The organism is Haloterrigena alkaliphila (assembly GCF_017352155.2).
In the GTDB taxonomy this organism is placed as follows: domain Archaea; phylum Halobacteriota; class Halobacteria; order Halobacteriales; family Natrialbaceae; genus Haloterrigena; species Haloterrigena alkaliphila.
The window spans coordinates 2,148,861-2,162,978 of record NZ_CP071462.1 but is presented as its reverse complement, the minus strand read 5'-3'; the positions used below and the strand labels follow the sequence as shown (position 1 = coordinate 2,162,978).

Annotated in this window: 15 protein-coding genes; 9 read left to right on the top strand and 6 right to left on the bottom strand. The window is 65.4% G+C overall.

Going from position 1 to position 14,118, the window contains the following annotated elements; translation table 11 throughout:
* Nucleotides 1-133: 133 nt before the first annotated feature.
* Nucleotides 134-1,408: a DNA double-strand break repair nuclease NurA gene (locus J0X25_RS29290; RefSeq protein ID WP_207287452.1), complete on the top strand. Its 1,275-nt coding sequence runs from the start codon at nucleotides 134-136 to the stop codon at nucleotides 1,406-1,408.
* Between the two features lie 208 nt (nucleotides 1,409-1,616).
* Here the strand turns inward: J0X25_RS29290 and J0X25_RS29285 are convergent, their stop codons facing one another.
* Nucleotides 1,617-1,967 carry a DUF7113 family protein gene (locus J0X25_RS29285; RefSeq protein ID WP_207287451.1) on the bottom strand — a complete coding sequence of 117 codons (351 nt, stop codon included), beginning with the start codon at nucleotides 1,965-1,967 and terminating at the stop codon, nucleotides 1,617-1,619.
* A gap of 318 nt (nucleotides 1,968-2,285) precedes the next feature.
* On the opposite strand from J0X25_RS29285, the gene J0X25_RS29280 reads away from it, so the two are divergent.
* The gene (locus tag J0X25_RS29280; RefSeq protein WP_207287450.1) at nucleotides 2,286-2,915 is read left to right on the top strand and encodes a helix-turn-helix transcriptional regulator; all 630 of its coding nucleotides are present in this window, start codon (nucleotides 2,286-2,288) and stop codon (nucleotides 2,913-2,915) included.
* A gap of 183 nt (nucleotides 2,916-3,098) precedes the next feature.
* Nucleotides 3,099-5,000, top strand: a complete 1,902-nt coding sequence (locus J0X25_RS29275; protein WP_207287449.1) for an ATP-binding protein — start codon at nucleotides 3,099-3,101, stop codon at nucleotides 4,998-5,000.
* An 86-nt stretch (nucleotides 5,001-5,086) separates the two neighbouring features.
* Here the strand turns inward: J0X25_RS29275 and J0X25_RS29270 are convergent, their stop codons facing one another.
* Complete coding sequence (locus J0X25_RS29270) at nucleotides 5,087-5,773, bottom strand: dienelactone hydrolase family protein (RefSeq protein ID WP_207287448.1); 687 nt, start codon at nucleotides 5,771-5,773, stop codon at nucleotides 5,087-5,089.
* A gap of 267 nt (nucleotides 5,774-6,040) precedes the next feature.
* Here J0X25_RS29270 and J0X25_RS29265 point away from each other — a divergent pair, with 267 nt between their 5' ends.
* Together J0X25_RS29265 and J0X25_RS29260 are read left to right on the top strand one after the other, a co-directional pair.
* Nucleotides 6,041-6,895 carry a PspA/IM30 family protein gene (locus tag J0X25_RS29265; RefSeq protein ID WP_207287447.1) on the top strand — a complete coding sequence of 285 codons (855 nt, stop codon included), beginning with the start codon at nucleotides 6,041-6,043 and terminating at the stop codon, nucleotides 6,893-6,895.
* 160 nt (nucleotides 6,896-7,055) lie between these two features.
* Nucleotides 7,056-7,406, top strand: coding sequence for a hypothetical protein (locus J0X25_RS29260; RefSeq protein WP_207287446.1), 351 nt, complete (start codon nucleotides 7,056-7,058; stop codon nucleotides 7,404-7,406).
* Between the two features lie 48 nt (nucleotides 7,407-7,454).
* Here the strand turns inward: J0X25_RS29260 and J0X25_RS29255 are convergent, their stop codons facing one another.
* Nucleotides 7,455-7,967 carry an FxLYD domain-containing protein gene (locus J0X25_RS29255; RefSeq protein WP_207287445.1) on the bottom strand — a complete coding sequence of 171 codons (513 nt, stop codon included), beginning with the start codon at nucleotides 7,965-7,967 and terminating at the stop codon, nucleotides 7,455-7,457.
* Between the two features lie 266 nt (nucleotides 7,968-8,233).
* Here J0X25_RS29255 and J0X25_RS29250 point away from each other — a divergent pair, with 266 nt between their 5' ends.
* Nucleotides 8,234-9,283, top strand: coding sequence for a DUF7972 family membrane protein (locus J0X25_RS29250; RefSeq protein WP_207287444.1), 1,050 nt, complete (start codon nucleotides 8,234-8,236; stop codon nucleotides 9,281-9,283).
* Here the strand turns inward: J0X25_RS29250 and J0X25_RS29245 are convergent, their stop codons facing one another.
* A complete protein-coding gene (locus J0X25_RS29245) occupies nucleotides 9,284-10,336 on the bottom strand; it encodes a DUF7972 family membrane protein (protein ID WP_207287443.1) in 1,053 nt (350 codons plus the stop codon). It abuts the gene before it with no gap.
* 148 nt (nucleotides 10,337-10,484) lie between these two features.
* Here J0X25_RS29245 and J0X25_RS29240 point away from each other — a divergent pair, with 148 nt between their 5' ends.
* Both J0X25_RS29240 and J0X25_RS29235 read left to right on the top strand, forming a co-directional pair.
* A complete protein-coding gene (locus tag J0X25_RS29240) occupies nucleotides 10,485-11,513 on the top strand; it encodes a DUF7972 family membrane protein (RefSeq protein ID WP_207287442.1) in 1,029 nt (342 codons plus the stop codon).
* A gap of 81 nt (nucleotides 11,514-11,594) precedes the next feature.
* Nucleotides 11,595-12,632, top strand: a complete 1,038-nt coding sequence (locus J0X25_RS29235) for a DUF7972 family membrane protein (RefSeq protein ID WP_207287441.1) — start codon at nucleotides 11,595-11,597, stop codon at nucleotides 12,630-12,632.
* Nucleotides 12,633-12,666: 34 nt separating this feature from the next.
* Here the strand turns inward: J0X25_RS29235 and J0X25_RS29230 are convergent, their stop codons facing one another.
* On the bottom strand, nucleotides 12,667-13,011 hold the full coding sequence (locus tag J0X25_RS29230) for a cupin domain-containing protein (RefSeq protein ID WP_207290887.1): 345 nt from the start codon (nucleotides 13,009-13,011) through the stop codon (nucleotides 12,667-12,669).
* A 210-nt stretch (nucleotides 13,012-13,221) separates the two neighbouring features.
* Entirely contained in the window at nucleotides 13,222-13,407 is a 186-nt protein-coding gene (locus J0X25_RS29225) for a hypothetical protein (protein WP_207287440.1), read from the bottom strand.
* 160 nt (nucleotides 13,408-13,567) lie between these two features.
* Here J0X25_RS29225 and J0X25_RS29220 point away from each other — a divergent pair, with 160 nt between their 5' ends.
* The gene (locus J0X25_RS29220) at nucleotides 13,568-13,885 is read left to right on the top strand and encodes an RPA12/RPB9/RPC11 RNA polymerase family protein (protein WP_207287439.1); all 318 of its coding nucleotides are present in this window, start codon (nucleotides 13,568-13,570) and stop codon (nucleotides 13,883-13,885) included.
* Nucleotides 13,886-14,118 lie beyond the last annotated feature (233 nt).

The following is a 14,118-nucleotide window of genomic DNA, read 5'->3' as shown; positions in this document are numbered from 1 at the left end:
CCGACAAGCGCCGCCCCCATGTCAGTCCACCGCCTCCCTCAAGTCAGTCCGCCGTCTCCCCCGAATCAGTCCGCCGGCGCCCCGGAACCGGTCCACCGCTGACTTTTTGCGGGTGCGGTGGCTGCCACCGGGTATGACTCTCGATCCGGTCCACTTCGACGGCATCGCGCAACTCGCGAAGCGGATCGACCACGGGGCCGACGAGCGCGACCGCCGCGCCTTCGCCGAGACGGTCTGGGCGGAGTTCCTCGACCCGCTCGTCGACGACGGCCGGACGATCCTCGAGCCCGTCGGCGACCAACGGCGACGGCTCGTCGACTGCGAGGACGTCGCCCTCCACGACCGCCCGTTCGAGACCGAACACGGCCTCGACGCGGGGACGATCAACCCGACGACGTTCAAGAACGGACTGGTCATCGACATCGCGCAGGCCGCGATGGCCGCGACGCCGAGCGACCTCGACCTTCACCGTTCCCGGACGACGGTGATGACGGTCCACTCGAACGACGAGACGATGACCGTCGACGAGTCCTGGGGAAAGTTCGACGAGGGCTACAGCCGGAGCCGCGCCGTGAAGATCCCGCCGCTCCCGCGGTTCGCGGAGGGCGTCGTCCACGCGCTCGCGCTCTACCTCGCCGAGAGCAACCACGCCCGCGACCACGCCGACGGCGTCGACGACCTGCTCGTCCTCGACGGGCCGATCTACCCCCGCGGCCTACTGCGCTGGGCCGACCAGCACCCCGACCTCGCGGACTTCCTGCTCGAGGATCCCCGGCCGACGACGGTGCTCGAGAACTACGTGCGACTGGTCGAGCGCTTCGTCGAGCGGGACGTCCCCCTCGTCGGCTTCGTCAAGAATCCGGCGACCCGGGTCGTCACGCGGACCCTGAAGAAGAAACCCGGCGTCGACCTCGCCACCCCGTGGAACGACGACGCGGCCCTGTTCACCCGCCTGCTCGAGCGCGGCGAGTACGTCGACGACGTCGAGGGCCAGCGCTGGGAGCGAGACACGTCGACGCTGACCTACACCAACTGGTTTCGCTCCCGGGGCGGCGTCGACCGGCCGCTCTCGGTCGAGGGAGACGCGCTCGGCGTCGACCGCGAACTCGACCACGAGGTGTACGAGGTCACCTTCTTCGTCGTCTACGACCCGCGCGAGGACCTCGTCTACCGGATCGAGGCCCCCTACGCGTTCACCCGCGACCCCGAGACCCGCGAGCGACTGGCGCTGCAACTGCTCCAGGACGTCGCGGTCGCCCACGGCCCGCCGACGATCGTCGCGAAGGCCGACGAACTCGCCCGGATCAGTCGCTCGGAGAAGGCGTCGCTCCGCGAGACCCTCGAGACGCAGTTCGACACCGCACAGGATCGAACCTACGACGACCACCGGTGGGACGAGGAGTACTGACCGGTCCGTCCGTTACCCGATTAGCGTCGCGGAACGGTGACCGACCGAGACGGCGGGCTGACGCGCCGCCGTCCCCGGTTACCTCGACGGTGACGACGCGATTCCCGGATTTTCGGTACCATCTCGGCGGTGCTCGTCGACCCGTTCGCGATCACAGCGACGGGTTACGGCGGCGAAACAGACCGCTAACGAGGTATTACCGCCGGTGCTACTCCTCGAGCGCCGACTCGTCGGCCTCGGCATCGATCTCGATCTCGACCTCGTCGCCGTCGACGCCGATGCGGGCGAACTGCGTTCTGACGTGTTCCCTGGCGCCGTCGAGGGCCTGGTCCCGGGTGTCGAAGCCGCGGGGCATCGGCGATTCGAACGCCAGATTCACCTCTCGCCCGTCGACCAGCTGGGTCGAACCCCCGCTGTCGACTTCGTAGAACTCGTCACAGACCCAGACGTAGGCGGCATCTTCGTCGGGTGCGCCGCGAAACGAGGGGGCTCGATCTCCGCGTTCGTACAGGGTACCGGTGAGTTCGGTGCCACCGGCACGACCGCGAACCAGAATCATACCGGCACGTAGGGGGCGTGACTGCAAAAAGACAGTGGCGTTCGCCGCCTCGAGCCAGCGACGTACCCGAGCAGGGTGATCCGAGACACTCTCGCAACTGCTCGGAGTGGAGCGCCGACCCGACCGATCACTGATCAGACCAGTTACCGATCGTGATGATTCCCGTTATCGGACCGTCAATTCAACCATAAAATCCCGCTATACGGTCGCCTCAGCCCGTTCAGAGAGTTATGGCGACATTACACGAGTAATCAGCCGTTCCCGGTCCAAATCGTTTTGGAAATGGGCTTATCCCCCCTGCACCAGTTGGAGTGAGTAATGAGTTCGGAAGCGTACCTCGGCGGTGACAGCGAGCAGGACCCCCTCGAAAACATCCCGACAGAGTGCTACGACGTTCTTCGGCATCCGCGCCGGCTTCGCGTTCTCGCGGCGCTCGGCACCCAGCGGACGCGGCTTTCGCTGATGGATCTCACGACGGAGATCGTCGAGGGCGAAGACCGCGACGTCTCGACCGGTCAGGCCCGCCACGACGTCCGCATCAGTCTCGTCCACAACCACCTCCCCCGGCTGGCGGAGTACGACCTCGTCGAGTGGGACGTCGACACCGGCGTCGAACTCGTCGGCGAACCGCCGGTCCACCCCGCCGACCTCTCGGCGCTGCTCGACCTGTGTGACGGCGAGAACGACGACCGGCTGCTCGAGGCGCTCGTCCACCCCGTCCGCATGCGCGTCGTCTCGGTCCTCTCGGAGCGCGACCGCACGGTGTCGATCGACCGCCTCGCGTCGGAACTCGCCGGTCGCGACGGCGTCCCGTCCGACGCCGACCGAGTGAAGCTCTCGCTTCACCACGCGCACCTGCCCACGCTCGCCGACGCGGGCATCCTCGAGTTCGACCACGAGGCCGGGCTGGTCGCGCCGCGACAGCGGGTGCCCCAGACCCTTCAGTAACCGAGCCACTCACACCGCCACGCAGTTCTTCCGAGCGGCTCGCCGCCCGCCCGTCGACCGATCGATCCTCCATTCTATCCGTCGGATCCACACTCAGTAGCCGCCTCGGCGCGTCTCGAGGCGTCCCTCGAGTCCCAGACCGGGCACGAAAAGTAGTTGTGGGCCCAGCCTGATGGACCTGATATGACCGATCTGGGTGACTTCGGCGATTTTAACGCGGAATCCGACACCGATTCCGCCGCTACGGGCGGCGAAACGTCGGATTCCGACGGGGTGACGCCGTCACCGTCGACTAACGACGAGCCGACAGGTACGGACGGCGGAACGACGGACGCGTTCGAGCCGACCCCCGTCGAACCGCGGGGCGAGGACGTCGGTATCGGCGCCATCTGCGTCTCCCAGGGACTGCGGGTCGCCGAGGACGGCGACGAGACGACGCTGCGCGCGTATATCACGCAGGGGAATCGCTCGTCGATCCGTATCGGGAGTTATCTCCTCGCACCCTATCCCGATGGAGAAACGCTGTTCTGCCGGATCACCGGCCTCGAGTACGCCCAGCAGTACCACGCCGACGACGCCACCGAAATCCACGCGCGGCGCGCGATGCGAACGGACGGGGTCGACGAGGCCGACTACAAGTTCGTCGCCGAACTCGAGCCCGTCGCGGTCCTGTACGACGACGGCGATGAGCAAAGCTCATCTGGCAGCCGGACGCAGTCCGGCGACGACGGCGAACTCAAACGGCGGATGACCGACCGCGTGCCCAAACCCCAGACGGTCATCCGACAGGCCGACGACACCGAGGAGATCAAGACCGGGCTGAAGATGCCCGACGACGGCGTCTTCATGGGCCACCTCTCGGTCGGCGGCGAAAAGGTGCGGACGGCGGCGTCGCCGCCCACGATCGATTACCGACTGAAGGACGACTACGACGCGGGCGACCCGCTCGTCTTCCGGCACACCCTGATCGCCGGCGGGACGGGGTCGGGGAAGACCCACGGCGCGAAGAACATCCTGCGCCAGTACCTCGCCGAGGACCGCGCCTACCCGATGGACGACGGCCGCGAGGTCCGGCCGGCGGTCGTCCAGTTCGATCCGCAGGACGAGTACGCCCAGATGCACGACGACAACCCCGACCTCGACGACGAGTTCGCGCGCCGGCTCAAGCGCGAGGGCGTCGCCTACGGCGGCCACGACGACACGATCGCCTTCGTCCCGAAGGTGGGGTCGGCGTCGTACGCGGCGGGCCACCACCGCGCGGAGCAAGTCGAGTTCACGATTCCGTTCTCGATGGTCTACGAGAACCCGTGGCTGGTCGCGGGCAGCGGGCTGAACGACAACCAGTACGGCGCGCTCGTCAGCGTCCTTCTGCCCAGATTCAGGAAGCAGTACGGCGACGACGGCACCTACGAGGAGTTCACGACGTTCCTCGACGACCCCGCGCTGCGCGAGGAACTCGACGAGTCCGGCCGGGTCCACGAGGCGACCTTCGACGCCGTCCGCCGGCGCGTACTCGGCTTCGGCCACGTCTTCGATCAGGACGCGCGGCCGATCACCGACCTCGTCCACGAGTTCGTCCGCCCGGGCGGGCTGACCGTCGTGCCGACCTACCACATCAACGATAGCCGGGCGACCGAGGCCATCGTGCTCGCGGTCTCCTCGCTGCTCATCGACCAGAAGCTCTCGAACGACCCCAACTACGACCGGATCAAGGAAACGCCGGTCGTGCTCGGGATGGACGAGGCCCACAACTTCCTGACCGACGCCGACAGCGTGCAGGCCGGGAAAGTGATCGCAAAGTTCACCGAGGCCGCCAAACAGGGCCGCAAGGAGCGACTCGGTCTCTTCCTCATCACGCAGGACCCGCAGGACATTCACGACGCCGTTTTCAAGCAGATCAACACCACCGTCGTCCTCAACCTCGGCGACGAGGACGCCATCAAGAGCGTCAACATCCCGAGCAACCTCGAGTCCAAAGTACCCTACATGGAGAAGGGGCAGATGGTCGTCTACTCGCCGGACAACTCCGAACCCGTCGAGTTGATCGGCCTCTCGAAGTGTCTGACCCGGCACGGCCGAGACTGACGGACGGAAGTTCTCGCCTCAGCCCATCAAGTTGTAGTACTACTCGAGTCACGTCCGCTGCTCCGAGAGGCCGGACCGGAGCGTCGTTACGTCGACTCGAGCAGCGCCCCCTCGAAAAACGTCGCCACCTCGTCCGCGATAGCGTCGCGCTCGCCGAGGAAGAAGTGATCGCCCGACAGGGCGGTGACGGCGTCGCCGCGCTCTCGCGCCCGCTCGATCACCGGCTCCCAGTCGACGGTCGCGTCGCGTTCGCCGTAGAGTACGTGAACGGGAGATTCGATGTCCTCGAGCGCCGCGTGCGCGTCGAGGTCTTCGCCGAGATCCGCCGCGGGGGCGAGGACGGCGACGGCGTCGGGGTCGACGTCCGCCGCCGCGAGCAGCGCCAGCGACGCGCCGAAACTGTAGCCGAAGACGCCGACGGGCAGATCGGTCGCGACGCTCGCTCCGTCGGCGTCGCCGTACTCCTCGCGCGCCCAGCGGACGGCGTTGCGCACGTCTTTGCGCTCGCCGTAGCCCGCTCGCGGCTCATCGCCGCTCGCGTCTTCCGAGGCGCGTTGCGCCTCGCTCTCGTCCCACGCGCCGTAATCGAATCGCAGGCAGGCGATGCCGGACTCGACGAGCGCTTCCGCCACCGCGACGAGACGGCCGTCGCTGCGCGACCCGCCGTGCTGGGGATGGGGCGGCGCGGCGACGACGATCGCGTCGGGGTCGTCGGTCGGTTCCTCGAGCGTCCCGCGAACGTCGCGTCCGCCGGGGAGCAGGACGTCGCTCATGGGCGGTCGTTTCGCCCGAACGGTAATCAAGGCTCGTCACTGGAGCGTCGCCGCCGTGGACACCGTCACGAGGTCGTGGGCGACGACGGGACGGTGACGAGGCGTTCGACGTCTGCTCGATTAGCGTCGACCGTTAGTCCGCGTGTCGCGTTCGACCGTCCCCGTCCGGCCACCTCCGCCCGGTCACCCCCGTCCGCGACCGGTCGCGTTCGTCACAGTCTGTTGACGAAGTGATGTTTTTAAGGGCAACGAGCGATACGTACGAGTATGGGCATCCTCTCTCGGACCTCCTACATCATCCGGTCGAAGATCAACTCGGTGCTCAACCGCGCCGAGGATCCGACGGAGACGTTGGATTACTCCTACGAGCAGATGCGCGATCAGCTCCAGCAGGTCAAACGGGGTATCGCCGACCTCACGACCCAGAAGAAGCGCCTCGAGATGCAGAAACGGCGCCTCGAGGAGAACGTCGACAAGCACAACGACCAGGCCCGCACCGCCGTCCAGCAGGGACGGGAGGATCTGGCGCGACGCGCCCTCGAGAAGAAGAAGACGAAGATGAACCAGATCGAGGATCTGGAGCGTCAGATCTCGGACTTGCAGAACCAGCAGGACAAGCTGGTCGAGCAGAAGAACACGCTGCAGAGCCGCATCGAGGAGTTCCGCACCAAGAAGGAGACGATGAAGGCCCGCCACGAGGCCGCGAAGGCCAGTTCGACCGTCTCGGAGGCGATGACGGCCACCGGCGAGGAGTTCGAGGACGTCGGCCGCGCCATCGAGCGCGCCGAGGAGAAGACCGAGGACATGGAGGCACGGGCCGCCGCGATGGACGAACTCCAGGAGTCCGGCGCGTTCGACGACGTCCTCTCGGACAAGGACGACATCGACCGCGAACTCGAGCAGATGGAGACCGACAGCGGCGTCGAGGCCGAACTCGAGACGCTCAAATCCGAGATGGGCCAGGGCGAGACCGAGTCCGAACCGGCGACGGACGTGGAGGGCGACATCGACGAGGAGGAACTCGAGGAGGCGGAGTCGGCGGTCGAGGACATGGAAGCCGAGGTCGACGACAGCGAGGTCGAGGCCGAACTCGCGGAGCTACAGGACGAGGAAAACGCCTGATCGGGCTACCCGGGCGTACTCACCGGCGGCGAGCTATTTTCCACGTCGTCAGGCCGTACTCACCGCGACGAGTCGCCACTGCACTCCGCGACGCGAGTCGCCGTTTTCGCTCGTTGGGTGTCGGAGTAACGACTACCACGGTCGAGGGCAAAGTATCGGTATGGCCATCGATACGGAGCCCTCGTTCGAGGAAATTTCGCTGACCAATCAGGTCGTTCTGCTCGGCGTCGCCGAGTTACAACAGCGCGGCGAGACGCCGGTTCAGACCCACGACCTGCGCCGGGTCTGCAAGACGCAACTCGAGGGGGTCGAGACGACCGTCGTCGGAACGATCACCGAGGCGGACGTGATGCGGTCGCTGTACCGACTGGAGGACGAGGGGTTCGTCGAGGAACGGGACCTCGAGGGGACCTCGCCGACCGGAAAGGGGCGACCGGCGTACACGCTCGCCATCGATGTCGAAGCGCTCTACGCGGGCGTCGACGACGAACTCCTTAAGGGCGACGGCTGAGGACGGACCGACGAATCGCGGCGATCGGCGCGAGACGGCCGACGACCGTCACGAGGGCGTTCCCAGCACCGCGATGTCGTAGTCGGCGACGGCGGACGGCGCCTCGAGGACGATCACCTGAAACTCCCAGGTGTCGCCGCCGTCGAGGTCGCCGGTGGTGGCGAGGTAGCGGCCGAGCACGTTGCCGGCGTCGTCGTAGACGCGCGTTCGCACTTCGACGATCTGGATCCGATCGGTGCCCGTGTTCTCGACGGTCCCCTGAATCGTCGAGCCGAGATACCCTCCTTCGACGACGAACTGGTGGTCGGTCAACGAGATCGGGTCGAGGGGAGTCACGGATTGAGACGGCTGTTGATTGGCGAGCGACGCCGCCGTCGACATCTCCGAGGTGTTCCGACTGGAGACGTTACTGGCGTTTACCTCGACGCCGTTACCGTCCTCGTAGGTGGCTTCGCCGCTGAGACTCCCGCCGCTACCGGTACAGCCGGCGGCCGCGACCCCGAGCCCCGCGCCGAGCGACGCGAGGAGTCGACGTCGGCTGGTCGACTCCGGTCGGGTCATCGTCGTCGATCCCCCGTCCTCGAGTCAGGTTCGTCACCGAGCATATATCGAAGCGACACCGCGAACGCATTTCAGTGTAGGCCCTGAAGCGACAGTTCTCGAGTCCGGGTTCCCCGAGTCCGGGTTCCCGCGCTCGGACGACGTGTCGGCAGCGAAGACGATCCGGTGATGGCGCTTGCGCTCACGCGGTGCCCGTTACGGTCCGGTCGCGGTGCCGGCAGTGTGCAACGCAGGTCCTTATTGTCGGGTGGGTGGAACGTGGCGCCATGAGTCCCTCCGAGAGCGACGAGACGCTCGAGTCATTCGGAGCCGACGTCGGGAAAGGGGGCGAGACGGCGACGCGGTTTCAGGAGTGGTTCCTGATCCAAGGGAGCCGTCTCGCCGTCGCTGCGGTCCTCGCACTCGCCGTCCTCGCCGCGCTCGTCGCGGCGTACGAGCTCGACGTCGTCGCGTTCACCAATCCGAACTCCGTGACGCGCGTGGCCAGCGGGATGATCGCCGGCACGTTCTCGCTGGTGACGCTGGTCGTCTCGGTCAATCAGCTCATCCTCTCCCAAGAGTTCACCACCGCCTCGAAGGCCCGCGACCGGCTCGACGGCGTGATAGAGTTCCGGGAGGACGTCGCCGACGAGGCGGGCATCCCCGCGAGTCCGGCCGCGCCCACGAGAATGCTCGAGCTGTTGATCGAGGCGATCCGACACGACGCCGTCGAACTCGCCGACGCCGTCGCGGATCACGACGACGAGGTTCGCGACGTCGTCATCCGGTACACGAACAGCATCGAGGAGCGGGCCGACCGGGTCGACGAGACGCTCGAGGAGACGAGTGTCGGCACGTTCGCGGCCGTCTCGGCGACGATCAACTACGACGAGGCCTGGCAGCTGTACGTCGCCTCACACCTGCGTGGCGAGTACGCCGACTCGCTATCGCCGGAGGCGACCGAGCGACTCGACGAACTGGTCGGGACGCTGAAGCTGTTCAACGTGGCACGCGAGCAGTTCAAAACGACCTACCTGCAGCGGGAGCTCACCCGGTTCTCGCAGCTGACGATCTACTGCGGCGTGCCGTCGATCCTATCGGCGATCACCATCGGGCTCCTGTACGCCGACTTCGCCGGGCCGACCGTCAACATCGCCGCGCTTCCCTACGCGACGATCACCCTGATCCTCGTGGGGCTGACGCCGCTGTTCCTCCTCGTCTCCTTCATCCTCCGGACCGCGACCGTCACGCGCCGAACCGCGTCTATCGGGCCGATGATCCCCCAGAAGGATCCCGACGAGGGGCCGTTCGACGTGTCCTACGGCGAGGACCGGTGACTATTCCCAGCCGACGTCCTCCCCCCGGTCGGTCTCTCGGAGGATGAACGGGCCGATCGCGAGCGTCCACTTCGCGACCGTAACGACCCGGAGGATGTACGACAGAAAGATCGCGAAGGGCGTCACGCCGACGGCGAAGGCGAGGCCGACGAACAACAGTCCCTGATCGAGTCCCGCCACCACTCCGGCCACGTCGCCCACCTCGAAGACGAGGATCATGTACGCCGAAACCGCCAGCGCCGGCAGGGCGAGGTACGCCAGCGACCGCGAGAGGGTGATGATCTCCCACCGGAAGTACAGCGTCTTGAAGTGCTCGCGGGCGGGCCCGAAGAACCCGAGAACCTCGAGCAGTTCGTCGAGTTGGTCGTCGATGTCGTCGGGAAGCGTCTCCTCGTGGCGGTTTCGGACCCGATTGCCGGTGTAAATCTTCCAGGAGTAGTTGTACTCCAGTGCGGCCTTGACGACCTCGAACCGACCGAACTGTTTACCCTCGAGTTTGTCGGCGACCCGTTCGGCGTCGGCGGCGATCCCCTCGGCGTACTCGCGGACGTCCTGACGGACCGCCTCGTCGAGGTCCGGGTCGGACTCGAGCGCGTCGATGAGTTCGTCGGCCCGGTCCCCGGTCGCTTCGACGAGCCCGCGGAGGAACGCGGAGGGCTCGGGGGGACTGGTAGTCCGGCCGACGGCGTCTTCGGTATCCCGCCGGAACTCCATCGCTTCCGCCATGCGCTGGCGCTGATCGCCGACGGGGCCGAGTTCCTCGGCGAGGACGAACTGGTTGAACGTCAACACGAGCGTGACGCCCATGATGATCCCGATGATGGTCGGGGTGAACGTCGAGGCGATCGGCGCGGGGTCGAACAGCTTCGAGATGGAACCGGGGCCGAACGTACCGAGAACGACGAGGAGGGCGTAGGAAACGGTGAGCATCACGCTGGCGACGAGAACGCGATTCCCCTCGACCAGAAACCACAACATCGGTCGGCCGCCGCGAACGCGGTCGACCATCGTATTCGACGTCTCCTCGCTGGCACTCTCGCCGGGCTCGCTCATGCGAGCGATCGTACCATGGCCCTGCCTACAAGCCTTTGGCCGTCAACGGTAGTCTCTTCCGGGAGAACGGGGATGCGGTGGTCGACGTCGGGGTTGCTTTCGCCCGGATGACTCTTTTACCCGCCGCCGTGGTCCCTTCGAACAGGCAATGAGCGACTCGGACTCGAGCGGCGTGTTGAGTCAGCGGGCCGGCGTCGGCGGCCCGCGGCTGTGGGTGTTGCTCCGGCTGAACCGCTGGCTCTTCACGGCGGCCGTGCTGGTGATCGTGTTCATCGTGCTGGTCGGCACCAGTCTGTTCGATCTCGCACCCCACCGGGTACTCGTCGAACGACACAACGCGACCTTCTGGATCTTCTCGGGGTTCATCGGGGCGATCATCACGGGGACGTCGATCGTCGTCACGATCAATCAGCTCGTGCTCTCCCAGGAACTCGGCGCGGTCGGCGATCAACGCGAGCGGATGCAGAACGCGATGGATTTTCGTAAAGACATCGAGGAGACGCTCGAGTACGAGGACGTGACGCCGCCCGAACCCGCGGCGTTCCTCTACGAACTCGTCGACGGCGTCGAGGAGGAAGCGCAACAACTCGAGGAGACGGTGGCGGACCACCACGGCGACGAAATTCAGGAGAAGGTCTCCGGCTACGTCGACGACGCGGTCGAAAACGCCGAGGTCGTCAAGGACGACCTCGAGGACGCCCAGTTCGGCACGTTCGACGTGATCTGGAACGCGCTGAACTTCAACTACTCGCGGAAGATCTACGACGCGCGAAAGATCCGCGCGGATCACAGCGAGGACCTGTCGGACGAGGCCGACAACGAACTCGACGAGATGATCCAAATTCTGAAGTTCTTCGGACCCGCCCGCGAGCACTTCAAGACGCTGTACTTCCAGTGGGAACTGATCAACCTCTCGCGGGCGCTGCTGTACGTCTCGGTTCCCGCGCTCGCGGTGATGGGACTGCTGATGATGTACATCGACGGCTCTGCGCTCCCGGGCACGTTCCTGGGGATCGACAACCTCGTCTGGCTGACCAGCGCGGGGTTCGTCGTCGGTATCTCCCCGTTCATCGTCTTCATCGTCTACATCCTGCGAATCGCCACCGTCGCGAAGCGAACCCTCGCGATGGGGCCGTTCATCCTGCGGGAGTCCGAGCGCGACGAGGATCTGGGGTAACTCGGTCGACGCGCCGCGTTCGATTCCCCGGCGCCTGCCGTAGCTATTTCCCGGCGGGGCTGGTATCGGCCGACTCGAGCGATGAGTGGCGACGGCTCCCAGCCCAGCGACACGATGGCCGAGCGCAGCGAGTCTCCGACGCTGAAACACACCCTCCTGTTGAACGCGAATCGGTGGCTGATCACCGCGGGACTCATGCTGTTCATCTTCGTCGGCCTGCTCGTCGCCGCCCGGCTCAGCCCCGTCTCGCTGCGCGCGATCATGGGGACCGCCGACCCGGTCGATACGCTCTTTCAGGCGCTGACGACAGCACTGATCACCGTCGTCGCGCTCGTCGTCACCATCAACTCGCTGGTGCTCTCACAGGAGCTCGGCGCCGTCGAGGATCAGCGCGAGCGGTTCTCCGGTGCGATGGATTTCAGGGAAGACGTCGAGTCGTCGATCGACGCGCCGATCAGCCCGCCGGAACCGTCGTCGTTCTTTCAGGCGATCATCGCGGCCTCCGAGGACCGGGCGACCGACTTCCGCGAGGCCGTCTCGGAGAGCCAGGACGAGGAACTCAGGGAGCGCGTCGACGACTTCGTCGACAACGTCACGACCCACGCCGATTCGATCCGCGACGACCTCGAGGACGCGGACTTCGGGACGTACGACGTGGTCAAGGCCGCGTTGGACTACAACTACTCCTGGAAGATCTTCCGACTCCGCCGGATCCGAAACACCCACGCGGACTCGTTTACCGACGAGGCCCACGACGCCTACGACGACTTGCTCGAGTCGCTGAAGCTGTTCGGCCTCGCCCGGGAGCACTTCAAGACGCTGTACTTCCAGTGGGAGCTGATCAACCTCTCGCGGGCGATGATGTACGTCGCCGTCCCCGCGCTGATCGTCACGATTGCGATGATCCTCTTTTTCGATCCGAGCGCTGTGAGGGGAGCCGCCTTCGGTATCGACGCCGTCGTCTGGGCCGTCGCGGCGGCCGCGACCGTCACCGTCACCCCGTTCCTGCTGTTGATCGCGTTCATCCTGCGGATCGCGACGATGGCGAAGCGGACGCTGGCGATCGGTCCGTTCATCCTGCGGGACTCGAGTCGCGGCGAAGAAATCGAGTGGGAGTGAGACGGGACGGCGGCCCGATTCCGTCGTCGCGAACCTACAGCGGCGCGCCCACGAGAACCAGCTTCGAACGCTCGTCGCCCCGGTTGAAGATCTGACGGGTCTCCTCGGGATCGAGTCGGATCAGGTCGTCTTCCTCGAGGGAGACCGTCTCGTCCCGATCGGCCAGTTCGACCTCCGCGGTGCCGCTGACGACGTAGTAGATCTCCTCCTGACCGCGATCGGCTTCGTCGTGTTCCATCCCCTTCCCGTCGGGCTCGAGCTCGAGGACGGAGATCCCGACGTGGTCGCTGTCGAGTTCCTCCTTGAGGAACCACATGCCGCCCCACTCCTCGTCGATGACTGATTCCGGATCGGTCTTGCTGGCGGTGTCGTAGCCCATGCGCGCTCGTTCGATGGTGAGCGGTAAAGCCATGGGGGAAGCGGAAGCCGAACAGTTGCCTTACGAATGGAACGCGACGGTTGGTCTCAAATATCGATAGTGGTGAGCAAGTCGTGCTGAATAGAGGGCGCGAATGTTGCACGAGATTCGGCTTGATTTGCGCCAGTGAAAAGCGGTCAGTGGAGAGTAAACACGAAGTACACTACCGCTCTACCGCTGTAACTCCGCTAGTGGTTTTATTCCGAATAGCGCCAGTAAAATTCCGATGACAACGTCTGAGAGTGTCGTTTCGTGATACTGATGAGCGGCTGGTAATTGTATGATGACGAGTATTCCCGCTATAATTCCGATGACTCCGACACCGGCGTCCACGTTCGCCCCGAGATTCTGAGCCATATCTACTGCACCCCGTGGCCAGTTGATAGCTGTCAGGCAAGATCAACCGTTGCCTGTTGCCGCTTCGATAACTCAGTACAGTCAGCATGAGCAGTCGCCTGAAATCCACGACGGATCGAAAGTTAACACATATATCCGCAACCGTGTATTCCTCCGTTATATGCAATTCTGTGACGAGTGTGGTTCGATGATGCACACGGAGGGCGACACGTGGGTGTGTCGCTCCTGTGAGAACGAGGAGTCGCGGGACTCGCAAGCAGAAGCGGCGATGGCGACCCAGGATGGACAGCGGGACGACGGGGCACCCGCCGTGGCCGACGCGACCCAGGGCTCCACCGAGACGATGCAGGAGCCCTGTCCGGCGGACGACTGCGACAGCGACCGGGCCTACTCCGAGATGATGCCGAAGCCGGGCGGCTCCTACGAGGTTCGGCTGTTCACCTGCGTCGAGTGCGGCCACAAGTGGCGCGAGTCCTGACGGCGCATCTCGCGAACCCCGCCGCTTACATATGCACAGACCCCCACATCAGACTCTCAACTCCCGGGGTTACTCGGTCTCAAGTGGAGCCACACATCGACTCCAAACCACCTCCCACAACGTTCTTGAGGCTATCACCAACCTCTGTCACAAGCGCCGTTGTGCACTGGACACGGGTTCGAGTCCGTGTGCGACTAGTCGGCCCGTTTGCAGAATACTGCGAGCAGGAATCC

Coding starts and splice junctions, on each gene's coding strand:
- J0X25_RS29280 (WP_207287450.1), top strand. CDS start 2,286: ATGAGTTCGGAAGCGTACCTCGGCGGTGACAGCGAGCAGGACCCCCTC.
- J0X25_RS29250 (WP_207287444.1), top strand. CDS start 8,234: ATGAGTCCCTCCGAGAGCGACGAGACGCTCGAGTCATTCGGAGCCGAC.
- J0X25_RS29230 (WP_207290887.1), bottom strand. CDS start 13,011: ATGGGCTACGACACCGCCAGCAAGACCGATCCGGAATCAGTCATCGAC.
- J0X25_RS29265 (WP_207287447.1), top strand. CDS start 6,041: ATGGGCATCCTCTCTCGGACCTCCTACATCATCCGGTCGAAGATCAAC.
- J0X25_RS29275 (WP_207287449.1), top strand. CDS start 3,099: ATGACCGATCTGGGTGACTTCGGCGATTTTAACGCGGAATCCGACACC.
- J0X25_RS29285 (WP_207287451.1), bottom strand. CDS start 1,967: ATGATTCTGGTTCGCGGTCGTGCCGGTGGCACCGAACTCACCGGTACC.
- J0X25_RS29245 (WP_207287443.1), bottom strand. CDS start 10,336: ATGAGCGAGCCCGGCGAGAGTGCCAGCGAGGAGACGTCGAATACGATG.
- J0X25_RS29225 (WP_207287440.1), bottom strand. CDS start 13,407: ATGGCTCAGAATCTCGGGGCGAACGTGGACGCCGGTGTCGGAGTCATC.
- J0X25_RS29255 (WP_207287445.1), bottom strand. CDS start 7,967: ATGACCCGACCGGAGTCGACCAGCCGACGTCGACTCCTCGCGTCGCTC.
- J0X25_RS29235 (WP_207287441.1), top strand. CDS start 11,595: ATGAGTGGCGACGGCTCCCAGCCCAGCGACACGATGGCCGAGCGCAGC.
- J0X25_RS29260 (WP_207287446.1), top strand. CDS start 7,056: ATGGCCATCGATACGGAGCCCTCGTTCGAGGAAATTTCGCTGACCAAT.
- J0X25_RS29240 (WP_207287442.1), top strand. CDS start 10,485: ATGAGCGACTCGGACTCGAGCGGCGTGTTGAGTCAGCGGGCCGGCGTC.
- J0X25_RS29270 (WP_207287448.1), bottom strand. CDS start 5,773: ATGAGCGACGTCCTGCTCCCCGGCGGACGCGACGTTCGCGGGACGCTC.
- J0X25_RS29290 (WP_207287452.1), top strand. CDS start 134: ATGACTCTCGATCCGGTCCACTTCGACGGCATCGCGCAACTCGCGAAG.
- J0X25_RS29220 (WP_207287439.1), top strand. CDS start 13,568: ATGCAATTCTGTGACGAGTGTGGTTCGATGATGCACACGGAGGGCGAC.